Origin of the sequence: Nitrosomonas sp. (assembly GCF_020852615.1) — a bacterium.
In the GTDB taxonomy this organism is placed as follows: domain Bacteria; phylum Pseudomonadota; class Gammaproteobacteria; order Burkholderiales; family Nitrosomonadaceae; genus Nitrosomonas.
Genome location: NZ_JADZAJ010000032.1, coordinates 24,457 through 38,112, shown reverse-complemented (window position 1 = coordinate 38,112; position 13,656 = coordinate 24,457). Strand labels below are relative to the sequence as shown.

12 protein-coding genes and 1 tRNA gene are annotated in these 13,656 nt (G+C 50.9%); 2 read left to right on the top strand and 11 right to left on the bottom strand.

All coding sequences use genetic code 11. The features are described from left to right. Positions 1-167 precede the first annotated feature (167 nt). Positions 168-254: transfer RNA gene (locus IT527_RS07610), tRNA-Leu, on the bottom strand. Between the two features lie 106 nt (positions 255-360). Between IT527_RS07610 and rnr the strand changes: the two genes are divergently transcribed. Beyond that, positions 361-2,568 (top strand): ribonuclease R, encoded by a 2,208-nt coding sequence (gene rnr, locus IT527_RS07605; protein WP_292967932.1) that lies wholly within the window; start codon positions 361-363, stop codon positions 2,566-2,568. A gap of 26 nt (positions 2,569-2,594) precedes the next feature. Then, positions 2,595-3,377, top strand: coding sequence for a 23S rRNA (guanosine(2251)-2'-O)-methyltransferase RlmB (gene rlmB / locus IT527_RS07600; RefSeq protein ID WP_292967931.1), 783 nt, complete (start codon positions 2,595-2,597; stop codon positions 3,375-3,377). A 113-nt stretch (positions 3,378-3,490) separates the two neighbouring features. On the opposite strand, the gene IT527_RS07595 is transcribed toward rlmB, so the two are convergent. The 10 genes from IT527_RS07595 to aceE all read right to left on the bottom strand — a co-directional run bounded on the left by IT527_RS07595 (position 3,491) and on the right by aceE (position 13,627). Further along, a complete protein-coding gene (locus IT527_RS07595) occupies positions 3,491-3,916 on the bottom strand; it encodes a biopolymer transporter ExbD (protein WP_292967930.1) in 426 nt (141 codons plus the stop codon). Next, positions 3,916-4,710 (bottom strand): MotA/TolQ/ExbB proton channel family protein, encoded by a 795-nt coding sequence (locus tag IT527_RS07590; RefSeq protein WP_292967929.1) that lies wholly within the window; start codon positions 4,708-4,710, stop codon positions 3,916-3,918. Before IT527_RS07590 ends, IT527_RS07595 begins: the two co-directional genes overlap by 1 nt. 3 nt (positions 4,711-4,713) lie before the next feature. After that, positions 4,714-5,430, bottom strand: a complete 717-nt coding sequence (locus IT527_RS07585) for an energy transducer TonB (protein WP_292967928.1) — start codon at positions 5,428-5,430, stop codon at positions 4,714-4,716. Between the two features lie 270 nt (positions 5,431-5,700). Continuing rightward, positions 5,701-7,152 carry a ribonuclease G gene (gene rng, locus IT527_RS07580; protein WP_292967927.1) on the bottom strand — a complete coding sequence of 484 codons (1,452 nt, stop codon included), beginning with the start codon at positions 7,150-7,152 and terminating at the stop codon, positions 5,701-5,703. Positions 7,153-7,186: 34 nt separating this feature from the next. Continuing rightward, positions 7,187-7,810: a nucleoside triphosphate pyrophosphatase gene (locus IT527_RS07575; RefSeq protein ID WP_292967926.1), complete on the bottom strand. Its 624-nt coding sequence runs from the start codon at positions 7,808-7,810 to the stop codon at positions 7,187-7,189. Positions 7,811-7,866: 56 nt separating this feature from the next. Further along, positions 7,867-8,334 carry a 23S rRNA (pseudouridine(1915)-N(3))-methyltransferase RlmH gene (rlmH, locus tag IT527_RS07570; RefSeq protein WP_292967925.1) on the bottom strand — a complete coding sequence of 156 codons (468 nt, stop codon included), beginning with the start codon at positions 8,332-8,334 and terminating at the stop codon, positions 7,867-7,869. Positions 8,335-8,461: 127 nt separating this feature from the next. Further along, on the bottom strand, positions 8,462-8,827 hold the full coding sequence (rsfS, locus tag IT527_RS07565; RefSeq protein WP_292967924.1) for a ribosome silencing factor: 366 nt from the start codon (positions 8,825-8,827) through the stop codon (positions 8,462-8,464). After that, complete coding sequence (nadD, locus tag IT527_RS07560) at positions 8,824-9,501, bottom strand: nicotinate-nucleotide adenylyltransferase (protein ID WP_292967923.1); 678 nt, start codon at positions 9,499-9,501, stop codon at positions 8,824-8,826. Before nadD ends, rsfS begins: the two co-directional genes overlap by 4 nt. A 47-nt stretch (positions 9,502-9,548) precedes the next feature. Beyond that, positions 9,549-10,904 (bottom strand): dihydrolipoyllysine-residue acetyltransferase, encoded by a 1,356-nt coding sequence (gene aceF / locus IT527_RS07555; protein ID WP_292967922.1) that lies wholly within the window; start codon positions 10,902-10,904, stop codon positions 9,549-9,551. A 71-nt stretch (positions 10,905-10,975) separates the two neighbouring features. Next, the gene (gene aceE, locus IT527_RS07550) at positions 10,976-13,627 is read right to left on the bottom strand and encodes a pyruvate dehydrogenase (acetyl-transferring), homodimeric type (RefSeq protein WP_292967921.1); all 2,652 of its coding nucleotides are present in this window, start codon (positions 13,625-13,627) and stop codon (positions 10,976-10,978) included. Positions 13,628-13,656 lie beyond the last annotated feature (29 nt).

The following is a 13,656-nucleotide window of genomic DNA, read 5'->3' as shown; positions in this document are numbered from 1 at the left end:
GAACCTTGCCGTACCGGTAAACAGTCTGACCGGGTGTCCGGAAATAATCATGCTTACACCAGGCGGATCCACAGTAGAATCGTGTGAACCGGATTTTGGTATAAGTTATCTGAAAGGGGAGCTGCAGGGGGTGTCAGGAAGACATTCAGGTCGTTTATGACCATTTTTGGTGCCCAGAAGAGGACTCGAACCTCCACAGTGTTGCCACCACTAGGACCTGAACCTAGCGCGTCTACCAATTCCGCCATCTGGGCCTTACTTTTGTTTGCTGCTGTATTGATTCTATCAGCAGCAGATTCTGCAGAGCTATATTAAATAAGGCTCGCAGAAAGGTTGTAAATTCTATAGGAAACCTTCGATTTGTCAATCAAGAGAAAAAGAAACAAGAAAAACCAGCTGCGTGAGCTCGATCCGTTCCTTGAACGCGAGCAGGCACGTTACGGGCAGGCATTACCCAGCCGTGAGTTTATCCTGGAAGTGCTGGAGAAACAGGGGGTACCGATCAGTGAACCCAAATTAGTTAAGCTGCTGGGCATAACACCCGAGGAATCTGAGTTTTTCCATCGCAGGCTGTCTGCGATGATCCGGGAAGGGCAGATTATCTGTAATCGTAAGGGAGATATTTGTGTAACAGATAAACTGGAGCTCGTAAAAGGTACGGTTCTGGGACATAGCGATGGCTTTGGTTTTCTGGCGCCGGATGAGGGTGGCGCTGATCTGTTCCTGAGCCCCAGAGAAATGCATAAGGTGTTGCATGGTGACCGGGTGATCGCCAGGGTTACCAATATTGTGGATCGGCGCGGGCGGCAGGAATGCAGGATTATCCGGGTTTTAGAGAGCGTCAATACACAACTGGTCGGAAGATTATTTGAGGAGCATGGTATTTTCTTTGTCGTGGCTGAGGACAAGCGGGTCAATCAGGATATTCTCATCCCCAAGGAAAATATCATGGGTGCGCATGCGGGGCAGGTGGTCATGGTGCGCATTATTCAGCAGCCAAGAGAGCATGCTCAGCCTATCGGCCATATTATCGAGATTCTGGGAGATTACGCGGCACCCGGCATGGAAATCGAAATCGCGTTACGCAAATTTGATTTGCCGCATGAATTTCCACCCGAGGTTGAACAGAATTCTGTCAGATTTCCCAAAAAAGTATTGAAGAAAGACCTTGCCAAACGCGAGGATATTCGTCACCTGCCGCTGGTGACGATTGACAGTGAGACTGCACGGGATTTTGATGATGCGGTTTATTGCCAGCAGGAAGGAAAGGATTACAGGCTGTTTGTTGCCATTGCTGATGTCAGTCATTATGTGCGTGATCAGGATGCGCTGGACAGGGAAGCTTTTAATCGGGGCAACTCGGTTTATTTTCCAAGACGAGTAATCCCGATGCTGCCGGAAGTGCTCTCCAATGGGTTGTGTTCACTCAATCCGCAGGTGGATCGTCTGTGCATGGTATGTGAAATGCTTTGGTCGGCCAGGGGGGAGCTGGTTGAATATCGTTTTTATCCGGCAGTCATGCTTTCCCACGCTCGCCTGACGTATAACATTGTCGCCGGGATGCTGGATCAGCCAAAGGAGTCCGCTGCCAGAGAACATGCGCCACTGCTGCCGCATATCCGGCTGTTGTACAAGCTGTTCAAGGTACTGAATAAATCCCGGATAAAACGGGGAGCGATTGATTTTGAAACGGTTGAAACAGAAATGGTTTTCAATGACCAGGGCAAAATTGAACAGATTTACCCGGTCAAGCGCAATGATGCGCACCGTCTGATTGAAGAATGTATGCTGGCGGCCAATGTTTGCGCAGCTGATTTTTTACAAAAGCACGAGCAGCCTGTTTTATACCGGATTCATGAAGGGCCAACTGATGAAAAACTTCTGGCACTGCGTGATTTTCTGAAAGAATTTGGTTTGCAGCTGCGTGGTGGTGACAAACCTCAGGCAAAAGATTATGCCCGGACACTGGATCACATCAAAGAGCGGGCGGATGCGCAATTATTGCAAACGGTCATGCTGAGATCACTCAGCCAGGCAATGTACAGCCCGGATAATATCGGGCATTTCGGCCTGGCCTATGAGATGTATACACATTTTACGTCACCCATTCGCCGTTACCCGGATTTGCTGGTGCATCGTGCCATCAAGGCGGTACTTGCAGGTAAACAGTATGCCCCCGGTGATTGGCATGAAATTGGTAAACATTGTTCACAAACAGAACGGCGTGCCGATGAGGCTACGCGCGAAGTGCAATCCTGGCTTAAGTGTTTTTATATGCAGGATAAAATTGGTGACTGTTTTGATGGTGTGGTCACAGGGGTTACGGCTTTCGGCCTGTTTGTTACGCTGAATGAAATTTATGTTGAGGGTCTGGTTTATATTTCAGAGCTGCCCAGCGATTACTTCCAGCATGACGCAGTCAAGCACATATTACGTGGCGAGCGGAGCGGGATCAGTTTCCGGCTGGGTGACAAGCTGCGTGTGAAGCTTGTTCGGGTCGATCTGGCTACCCGCAAGATTGATTTCATACTTGCAGATAATGGTATGGGCAAGAAATCAGGCAAATAACATTTTTTTCATTCCTTAAAATTACCATGAGTCACTCTCAGTACATTTTTGGTTTTCATGCCATTATCAGCCGGTTGCGCCAGCATCCGGACAGCATCAGGGAAATTTATCTGGATGCGAACCGGCAGGATCGGCGGGCACGTGATCTGATAAATCTGGCTGAGACATCTTCCACGCGCCTGATTCTCTGTGAGCAGGACAGAATTGGCAGGATGACAGGCACAACTCGTCACCAGGGAGTGGCAGCCCACGTCACAAAGCTGCACCAGTATGCCGTGCTGGAAGATTTGCTGGATGAACTTGCCGAGCCGGCGTTGTTACTGGTGCTGGATGGCGTTAAGGATCCACATAACCTGGGAGCGTGTTTGCGTGTTGCTGATGCATTTGGTGTACATGCCGTGATCGTTCCCAAAGATCGGGCAGTTGGTTTGTCGGCGACAGTACATAAAGTCGCCAGCGGCGCAGCAGATACTGTTCCTTTTTTTGCCGTGACTAATCTGGCCAGAACGTTGAGAGAGCTTAAAGAAGCAGGTATCTGGATCATCGGATCGGATGCCGATGCGCCTGATACGCTGGATTCAGTCACGTTGACGAGGCCCGTTGCCTGGGTACTGGGTGCTGAAGGTGAAGGCATGCGCCGCCTGACCCGGGAGGCGTGCGATCAGCTCGTCAGCATTCCCATGAGTGGCAGTATTGAAAGCCTGAATGTGTCAGTCAGTGCCGGGATTTGTCTGTTTGAAACATTCCGCCAGCATGCGCGGCGGGTGGAAACAGGGTTGAGTGCCGCAGTTTCAAAAGGAGCCGGTTGAACTTTAAGGTTGCCAGAACCGGTCAGAATCAGCCTCATACCCGATCCGGCTGTGGAATATGAATCGGGTATGAGTGAGTGTGAAAAGGAATTGAACCTGCCAGTTGTCGGGTGTCAGGGGTTTTCGCCTGTTGGATCTGTCACGAAACCAATGCGTGCCAGTCCGGATGAAGCCGCTATGCTCATAACTTTGGCCACGAGTTCATAATGTGTATCGCGATCAGCACGAATATGCAGCTCAGTTTTATCGGATTGTTCAACTGCCCTGGCAAAGCGTTCAGGTAACTGATCCAGTGTCACGGGCTCCCCCCCCCAATAGAAGCTGCCATCTGCACGAATAGCGAATTCGATGTGTTCCGGCTGGGTCAAATTGGGCGAGCTTGATGCTTTTGGCAAATCGACTTTGACTGAATGTGTCAGCAGCGGTGCGGTGATCATGAAGATAATCAGCAGCACCAGCATCACGTCTACCAGTGGCACAACATTGATTTCAGACATGGCAGTCTTGCTTTGATAACGGGTTGAATCGCCAAAGGCCATTACTGTCCCTCTCCATTAACAACGCTCGCTTTAGTATGGGCCAACCCGACTGCCGGAACCGGCTGTGAGGTCGCTGTTGCAGCTTTCAGTGAAGTTTTCTGGCTGCTTTCGCCACTAATTTTGCCACCTACCGTCATGATCGTATAGAGATCATGTGCAAAATTATCCAGTTGAGCCATCCACAGGCGATTACGCCGGGTAAAGGCATTGAATGCCAGTACTGCCGGGATGGCAACTGCGAGGCCCAGTGCTGTCATGATCAGTGCCTCACCTACCGGGCCGGCTACTTTATCTAACGTGCCCTGTCCGGAAAGACCTATCTGGATCAGGGCGTGGTAAATTCCCCAGACCGTGCCAAACAGGCCGATATAGGGTGCAGCCGAGCCGGCCGAGGCAATAATGGTAAGGCCATTTTCAATACGTGCCGCTTCCTGATCCAGGTTGTTGCGCAGCGAGCGGGTGAGTAATTCGTTTGCCCCGCCGGCTGCTGCCATCTTTTCCAGGCCGTGTTTTTGTGAATCTGATGTGACGCCCAGTGCAGTTTTGGCCAGTTGTACAAATGCATGATTACCGGGCATGCCTTTAATCACGTTTTCAAGTTGTGGAACAGTATCAATATCCCAGAAATGCTTGAGAAAAGCATTGGCACGGCGTGATGCAATCAGATTGCTGATACTTTTGGTGACGATCAGATACCAGCTTGCGACCGATAAAGAAAGCAGCAGAAACAGTACACACATTCCGACATGATCAACCTGTGTCAGAAAATTAGAAAAACCAAGCGTTTTTTCCATCAATTAACTTCCTTCGATGACAAAATTAAAAGGTTGCAGGGCAATTGCCGGTACGGGGTGGCCATCACGCATTGCCGGCCGGCAGCGCCAGGTTTTAACAGCGGATAGAGCAGCGTTGTCCAGTCTGGAGTAACCGCTGCTTTCAATAATTTTGGCTTTGCTGATACGGCCGGTTTCGTCCATCTCAACCTGCAGTACCAGCTTGCCTTCTTCACCCATGCGGCGGGATAGCGCTGGATAGGCAGGGCTGGCCAGATCCGGGCAGGATACCGATAATTCAGAGGAGAGACTGACTGGGCCTGATGGCATTTGTGCCGGTTTTGCCTCTGCTACCGTTTCAGCGATTGCTTTCTCCTCAGGCTCGGGTTCCGGCTTGTGTTCCTCAACCGGTGGCGGGGCAACATGCTCCTGTGTTGCTGCAGGGGCTTTTGCTACCAGCTGGCGCCTGGGTTGCGGTTGTACCTTCTTGACAGGCGGTTTAGGTTTCACCTGAGGCGGCATGTGTTCTGCTTTGAGTTCTACCTTGGGGGATTCAGTGACTTCAGCCTGTTTTTCCGGTGGCGCGATGAATTGTGCATAAAGCGTAATCGTTTCCGGGGTTGAGGTACTGAAACGATGATGCCACATGCCGTACAGTACGGCTGCGTGTGTTGCGACTACCGCCAGGAAGCTGAAGAGAGAAAGGCCGGTAAGAACCGGCTTATGACGGATTTTGGCCATGATGTGTGAAGAGTATGTGATTTGTATGATTTTTTAGCCAAGTATTTGAAGTGTAATGGATTATAAAACCTGATCTGTCCAATTCAGATAATCAGATAACACTGAATTCCAGTTTTGGATGCTATCAGAACTGATAACGATTATCAATATCTTCATCGCTGTGTTCAAAATTTTAGAGCAACCCGGCACGGTATACAATGCGACATTTTGTCGCAGGGGGAATTTGACTCCCAATCATGTATCTCTCACGTCCGGATGGGTGGTCCGAGTTCAAATCAGAATTACATCATACTGCTCCTGTGTGTAGGAGGTACCTACCTGCAGGCCGATTGGCCGGGCGATGAAATCTCCCAGCTGAGCAAGGCTTTGCGATTCTTCATCCAGGAAAAGATCAATTACCTGTTGTGAGGCCAGGATACGGTACTCCTTCGCATTGAATTGTCTGGATTCCCGCAGCAGTTCGCGCAAGATTTCATAGCAGATAGTTTGTGCTGTCCTGATCTCGCCTCGTCCCTGACACGTTGGACAGGTTTCACACAGAATTTGTGCCAGGCTTTCGCGTGTACGTTTACGGGTCATTTCAACCAGTCCCAATGCAGTGAAGCCGTTGACCGTCATTTTGGTCCGATCTCGCTGCAGTGTCTTGTTGAACTCGGCCAGTACCGCAGCCCGGTGCTCTTCACGATCCATGTCAATGAAGTCGATAATAATGATGCCGCCCAGGTTGCGTAATCGCAGCTGTCGTGCAATTACCTGAGCGGCTTCAAGATTGGTTTTGAAGATGGTGTCATCAAAATTGCGCACCCCGACAAAACCGCCTGTATTGACATCCATCGTGGTCAGTGCTTCGGTCTGATCAATGATGACATACCCGCCAGACTTCAGATCAACACGGCGTGCCAGTGATTTTTCAATTTCCTGCTCAACGCCATATAAATCGAATAGCGGTCGCTCGCCGGTATAGTGGCTGATTTTTTCCAGATCGCTCATCATGTACTCACTGGCAAAAGTGGTGAGCTTCTGGAATGTTTCGCGTGAATCTACCCGGACGCGGTAGGTGTCGGCATTTACAAAATCGCGCAATACCCGGTGGCTCAAATCCAGATCCTGGTAGAGCAGTGAGGATGAAGGAGTGGTGAGTGATTTTTTCCGGATGTCCTGCCAGAGCTTGTGCAGATAAACGATGTCAGCCTGTAATTCCGGTTCCTCGGCGGTTTCAGCCATGGTTCGGATGATGTAGCCGCCGGTGGAATCGGCTGGGAGGATGTTCTGTAATTTCTGGCGCAGCGATTCTCGTTCGTTACTGTCTTCGATGCGCTGTGATACACCGATATACGATTCCTGCGGCAGATACACCAGTAAACGCCCGGCAAGGCTGATCTGGGTGGAGAGTCGTGCCCCTTTTACACCGATGGCATCCTTGACCACCTGGACAAGGATATTACTGCCTTCTGAGAGCAGCTGCTCGATCGGTTTATGGTGTTCATTCCGGCAAGATTCGTGAATATCCGCCACATGCAGGAAAGCGGCGCGTTCAAGGCCGATATCGACAAAAGCTGACTGCATACCGGGCAATACGCGGCTGACACGTCCATTATAAATATTACCCACGATACCGCGGCTGCTGGTGCGTTCAATATGCAGCTCCTGCGTGATACCTTGCTCTATGATGGCAACACGCGTTTCCTGCGGAGTGACGTTGATGAGAATTTCGCTGCTCATAACAAAACGGGTATCCGGTTATTTTTATGTTTGTTCAGAAAACAGTGATTCCTGTTTCTTCCAGTAATTGAGCGGTTTCAAACAGGGGTAACCCGACCACGCCACTGTAACTTCCACTAATACTGATGATGAAAGCGGCGGCCTTTCCCTGAATAGCGTAGGCTCCCGCTTTATCATGCGATTCTCCGCTGGCAATATAGGCTTCAATCTCGCGCGGGCTGATATCGCGAAAGCGTACGGTTGTCATCGATAAGCGCAGTCTGGTCTGTTCCTGAAAAGTCAGCCCGACAGCGGTATAAACCTGATGTTCCTGCCCGGAAAGGGCGCGTAACATTGCTTCCGCATGCCCGGCATCTTGCGGTTTTCCCAGGATGCGGCCGTCCAGAACAACAGTGGTGTCTGCAGCCAGCACCGGTAAAAGAGGTATGCCCCGCTGTTTCAGGCGCAGCCATCCGGTTTCAGCCTTGGTGTGTGTGATTCTGTAAACGTAATCTGCCGGGAGTTCACCCGGAGCCGGAGTTTCATCCACATCCGCCGGGCGGGAGCGTATTTCACGCATGAGCAAAATGTGGTATCTGATTCCTATTTGCTTGAGCAGCTCACGCCGGCGGGGGCTGCGTGATGCCAGATAGATACTGCTTCCAGCCGAAATGGTCATTTTTAGCTCTGGTTTAAGTTTCGTTTTTGTCTGTAACGTCGCAACCCGATTGCGCGCTATGCACGATGGTAGGGATGATTGCGGCTGATGGAAAATACACGGTAGAGCTGCTCCGCCAGTAATACCCTGACGAGTCCGTGTGGCAGCGTCAGGGCCGACAGAGCCAGCTTTTCGTGAGCCATCTGCCTGATATTCTGATGTAATCCATCGGCACCGCCGATAATAAACACAGTATCCCGGCCGGATTCCATCCAGCCTGTCATCATTTCGGCCAGTTTTACTGTAGACACCTGTTTCCCCGTTTCATCCAGTACAACGATATGGCACCCGGGGGGGAGCGCAGCCCGGATACGCTCACTCTCAGCCTGTTGCAGCTGTGCAGCTGTCTTGCCGGTACGTTTTTCCGGTTTGACTTCGATCAGCAGCAACTCAGCTTCTTTTGGCATGCGCCGGCTATATTCAGCGTAGCCTGCTGTTATCCAGTCCGGCATTTTGTTACCCACAGCCAGGATATGAAATTTCACGATTTGGATAAGAGCATTTCTAAAATGGGTGATTCAGGCGGATCACAATATTGTGCGATATTCGCTGCTCTGCCTGCTTGCTTGCTATGTTTCTGATAGGTTTCGTTTCATCAGATTCTCAGGTAAATCAGCCGTATGCTGCAGAATTTTCCTGGGTTGATCGCCAGTTGGGATCTGCCCAGAGTCCTTCCAGATCATAGTAACTGCGGATGGCCGGTTGCATGATATGGACGATGATATCTCCCAGATCAACCAGCATCCATTCTCCCGTTTGCTCACCTTCAGTCCCGTAAATTTTTCCACCGGCTGCTTTGACCTTTTCCTGCACATGGCCGGCCAGTGCCCGGGTTTGGCGCGTGGAACCGGCACTGGCCACAATCATCGTACTGCATAATGAAGTCAGTTTACTGACATCCATCACGCGGATATCGTCAGCCTTGAGATCTTCCAGTGCGGTAACTGTCGTATTGAGCAGCGCTTCAAATGATTTCATTTTCCTCCGGTATAAAAACCATGTTCGTTAATGTGGTTAAGTACTGATTCAGGGAGCAGATAGCGTGCACTCATACCTGAAGCGATAATATTTCTGATGCGGGTGGATGAAATATCCAGCAGGGTGGTAGGTGCTGTAAAGATAAGGCCGAAAGGGGAATTTTTCAATTCTGCAGCCGCAGTTACCCAGCGGCTCTGGCAGATATCCTGTAATTCGTCAGGCAGACTGGATGGATTGTTGATCTGAACCGATCCGGGGCGGTTAACGATAATAAAGTGACATAGCCCAAACAGTTCGCGCCAGCGATGCCAGTGTGGCAGCCTGAGGAAGGCATCGGCACCTGTAATAAAACACAATACAACAGATTCCTTGTATTCCTGCCGAATTTCTTGCAGAGATTCAACGCTGTATGTTTCACCAGGGCGTCTGATTTCACGATCATCCACCAGAAATCGGGGATTGTTATAAACGGCCTCTCGCAGCAGGGCAACCCGATGCTCCCCGGATACAAAAGGTGCATTACGCAAACGGGGCCGGCCTGCCGGCAAAAAGGAAAGATGATCAAGTGGCAGGATATCCGTTAGCTCTTCCGCAACTCTCAGGTGCCCGTAGTGGACAGGATCAAACGTGCCGCCATAAATTCCGGTGAGTGAATATTGAACTGTTTCAGCCATTACCGGGGGTGTATGGAGCAGGCATGTTATAAATGGCAGCTGACCGGTTAGAACAGCGCAAGGCGCATATCTGCCAGAATGCTGGCCAGATGAGCAGTGAAGCGTGCTGCTGAGGCGCCATCAATGACACGATGATCGTAGGAAAGGGAGAGCGGTACCATCAGACGTGGAATGAATTTTCCGTTCTGGTAGACCGGTTTCAGATTTGCCCGCGAGACGCCCAGAATTGCTACTTCCGGTGCATTGATGATCGGCGTGAAGCCTGTGCCACCAATGCCGCCGAGGCTGGAAATGGTAAAACTTGCACCTTGCATGTCAGCAGGCTTCAATTTTCCCTCACGGGCAAGTGAAGACAGTCTGGCAAGTTCTTCGGCGATACCCACGACCCCTTTCTGATCAGCTTCGTGGATAACCGGAACGACCAGTCCGTTAGGCGTATCAGCTGCAAAACCCAGGTGATAATAACGTTTAATGATAAGCTGGCCTTCTGCCGAGCTGTTATCCAGAGAAGCATTGAATTCCGGAAATTTTTTCAGAGCAGCTGTTACAGCTTTGATAAGAAAAGCCAGGATGGTCAGTTTGGTACCGCTGTTCTGCCGATTTTCATTATGGGTGACTCTGAGTGTTTCCAGATCAGTAATATCAGCCTCATCGAACTGTGTAACATGCGGAATCATGACCCAGTTGCGGTGAAGATTGGCAGCTGAGATTTGCCGGATGCGCGAAAGGGATTTCAGTTCAATCGGCCCGAATTTTGCAAAATCAACATGCGGCCACGGTAATAAATCGAGTGTACCTCCGCTGGAGTCACGCCCGTTTGCCAGTGCCTGTTTAACAAATGCCTGTACATCTTCCTTGAGAATACGCTGTTTAGGGCCGGTACCCGTTACCCTGCCCAGGTCAACTCCCAGCTCGCGGGCAAATCGCCTGACGGAAGGACTTGCATGGGGAGTAACTCCGCTGTCCTGGCTGGCTGCATGGCCTGGTATCTGTGCCGGCACGGGGGGAGAGGCTGTTTTTTTGGGGATGGCCACAGATTCTGCTGCAGATGCCGTTCGGGATTGATCGGATGTGGCTTCGACTGGCCGGGAGGGGTGCGCAGATGGTGACTCACCTGGCAGGCTGGCGGAGGGTGAAATTTCCTGGTCGTTACTTGTCGCAGGAGTGATCTCCATGGTCAGGATTTCTGAGCCCCGGGAAACCTTGCTGCCTGTTTTTACCAGAATTTCCCGGATTGTCCCGGCGTAAGGTGAAGGAACTTCAACAGTGGCTTTGTCTGATTCCAGTACGATCAAAGCATCTTCAGCCTGTACGCTATCACCAGGTTTGACCATGATTTCGATGACCGGAATACCTTCAAAATCTCCGATATCCGGAACCAGAACTTTTTTGACTTCAGCCACTTGTACTCCTCAATTTGCTGTAACCAATGCTGTCAGAGAGAATCAGCAGAATTTCCCCGATCATGAATGGATTAAACTTTGACCGGCTCAGGTTTGTCAGGATCAATGGCAAAAGCACGAATTGCTTTGGCCACTTGTGATGCCGGTATCTTTCCTTCGTCTGCCAGAGCTTTGAGCGCTGCCACCACGACATAATGGCGATCAACTTCAAAGAACTGTCGCAGTTTTTCGCGTGTGTCGGAGCGACCAAATCCATCCGTACCCAGTACGAAATAACGCTTCGGGACGAATTCCCGAATCTGATCAGCGATGATCTTCATATAATCTGTGGAAGCAATGACGGGGCCTTCCTGATCTTTCAGGCAGGTTTCCACATATGACAATCGGGCAGGTTCATCAGGATGCAGCATGTTCCAGCGTGCTGCACTGAGTGCTTCCCGCCGCAACTGGTTGAAACTGGTCACACTCCAGATATCTGCCGAGACTTTAAAATCCTTTTCCAGAATTTCCGCTGCAGCAATAACTTCACGCAGTATTGTTCCCGATCCCAGCAGCTGTACATGCAGCTTGCTGCGCTGCCTGCTGCGGAACAGGTACATTCCCTGCAGAATGCCCTGTTCCGCACCCTGAGGCATTTCCGGATGTGAGTAGTTTTCGTTCATTACAGTGATGTAGTAATACACATCTTCCTGTTCCTGATACATGCGGCGCAGACCATCCTGCATGATAACCACAAGTTCATAGGCAAAAGCGGGGTCGTAGGATACGCAGTTCGGAATGGTGGAAGCAGCCAGGTGGCTGTGGCCATCTTCATGCTGCAGCCCTTCTCCATTCAATGTCGTACGGCCGGCGGTTCCGCCCAGCAGGAAGCCGCGACAGCGCATATCACCTGCGGCCCAGGTGAGGTCACCGATACGCTGAAAACCAAACATTGAATAGAAAATGTAGAACGGGATCATTTGCACGCCATGTGTACTATAGGCAGTGGCAGCTGCGATCCATGATGCCATGGCACCTGCTTCGTTGATCCCTTCCTGCAGAATCTGTCCGCTTCGATCTTCTTTGTAATACATCAGCTGATCGGCATCTTCCGGGGTATAGAGCTGTCCGACTGACGACCAGATCCCCAGCTGACGGAACATGCCTTCCATGCCAAAAGTACGTGATTCATCGGCTACGATAGGCACCACGTGTTTGCCGATATTTTTATCCTTTACCAGAACGTTAAGTATCCGCACGAATGCCATTGTGGTGGAAGATTCTCGCCCTTCACCGCTGGCTTTGAGCAGTGTCTCAAAAGCGGACAAGGGTGGAATCTGCAATGCTGCGGCTTTACGGCGGCGATGGTGAATAAATCCTCCCATAGCCTGTTGCCGTGCGCGCATATAGTTGTATTCCGGTGACCCTTCTTCAAATTTGAGATAGGGGATTTCGTCAATTTTGTCATCCGGTATCGGCAGACCAAAGCGATCGCGGAACGCCCGCAGCGAAATCGTGCCCATCTTTTTCTGCTGATGGGTAATATTCTGCGCTTCTCCGGCCTCCCCCATACCATAGCCTTTGATTGTTTTAGTCAGGATCACGGTAGGCTGACCGGTATGTTTCATTGCAGCACTGTAGGCGGCATAAACCTTGTGAGGATCGTGGCCGCCACGGTTCAGTCGCCAGATATCGTCATCGGACATGTTGGCAACCATTTCCAGTAATTCCGGATATTTACCGAAAAAATGCTGACGCACATAAGCGCCATCGCGTGATTTGAAGGTCTGGTATTCGCCATCAACACATTCCATCATGCGCTGCTGCAGCAGACCTTTGGTATCTTTGGCCAGCAGGGGGTCCCAGTAGGAACCCCAGATAACTTTGATTACATTCCAGCCGGCGCCGCGGAAAGTGCCTTCCATTTCCTGAATAATTTTGCCATTGCCGCGCACCGGTCCATCAAGGCGCTGAAGGTTACAGTTAATAACAAAAATCAGGTTATCCAGGTTTTCACGAGCACCCAGGGAGATTGCCCCCAGAGATTCCGGCTCATCCATTTCTCCGTCACCCATGAAAGCCCAGACTTTACGCCCCTCGGTTTTAGCAAGTCCGCGCGAACCCAGGTATTTCATGAAACGTGCCTGATAGATCGCCATGAGTGGCCCCAGACCCATTGAAACGGTTGGAAACTGCCAGAAATCCGGCATTAACCACGGGTGGGGATAGGAAGACAGGCCGTTGTTACCCACTTCCTGGCGGAAATTATCCAGTTGCTCCGCAGTCAGCTCATCCAGCAGAAAGGCGCGAGCATAAATTCCGGGAGCTGAATGACCCTGCAGATAAACCAGGTCGCCACCATGCTGCTCGCCGGCAGCGTGCCAGAAATGGTTATAACCGGTATCGTAGAGCGTTGCAGCTGAGGCGAAACTGGCGATATGGCCGCCCACATTGGTATGGCGATTGGCGCGCAATACCATGGCCATGGCATTCCAGCGAATATAGGAGCGAATACGATGCTCCAGCGCATGATTGCCTGGCGAACGCTCTTCCTTGGCGGGCGGGATGGTGTTGATATAGGCGGTAGTGGCGCTATAGGGCAGGTAGGCACCGGAACGGCGCGCTTTTTCCACTAACGTTTCCAGCAGAAAATGGGCGCGCTCGGTACCTTCATTCACTAGAACCGTTTCCAAGGCATCCAGCCATTCCTGTGTTTCTTGCGGATCAATGTCCATTGGATCCATTTCGGGTCTGCTCCCTGTTAACAATTCTG

What these genes read in the sequence shown, in the direction of transcription:
- IT527_RS07590 (WP_292967929.1), bottom strand. Translation starts at nt 4,710, where the DNA reads ATGGAAAAAACGCTTGGTTTTTCTAATTTTCTGACACAGGTTGATCAT.
- nadD (WP_292967923.1), bottom strand. Translation starts at nt 9,501, where the DNA reads ATGGCTGAAACAGTTCAATATTCACTCACCGGAATTTATGGCGGCACG.
- IT527_RS07595 (WP_292967930.1), bottom strand. Translation starts at nt 3,916, where the DNA reads ATGGCCTTTGGCGATTCAACCCGTTATCAAAGCAAGACTGCCATGTCT.
- aceE (WP_292967921.1), bottom strand. Translation starts at nt 13,627, where the DNA reads ATGGATCCAATGGACATTGATCCGCAAGAAACACAGGAATGGCTGGAT.
- rsfS (WP_292967924.1), bottom strand. Translation starts at nt 8,827, where the DNA reads ATGAAATCATTTGAAGCGCTGCTCAATACGACAGTTACCGCACTGGAA.
- rlmB (WP_292967931.1), top strand. Translation starts at nt 2,595, where the DNA reads ATGAGTCACTCTCAGTACATTTTTGGTTTTCATGCCATTATCAGCCGG.
- rng (WP_292967927.1), bottom strand. Translation starts at nt 7,152, where the DNA reads ATGAGCAGCGAAATTCTCATCAACGTCACTCCGCAGGAAACGCGTGTT.
- IT527_RS07585 (WP_292967928.1), bottom strand. Translation starts at nt 5,430, where the DNA reads ATGGCCAAAATCCGTCATAAGCCGGTTCTTACCGGCCTTTCTCTCTTC.
- IT527_RS07575 (WP_292967926.1), bottom strand. Translation starts at nt 7,810, where the DNA reads ATGACCATTTCGGCTGGAAGCAGTATCTATCTGGCATCACGCAGCCCC.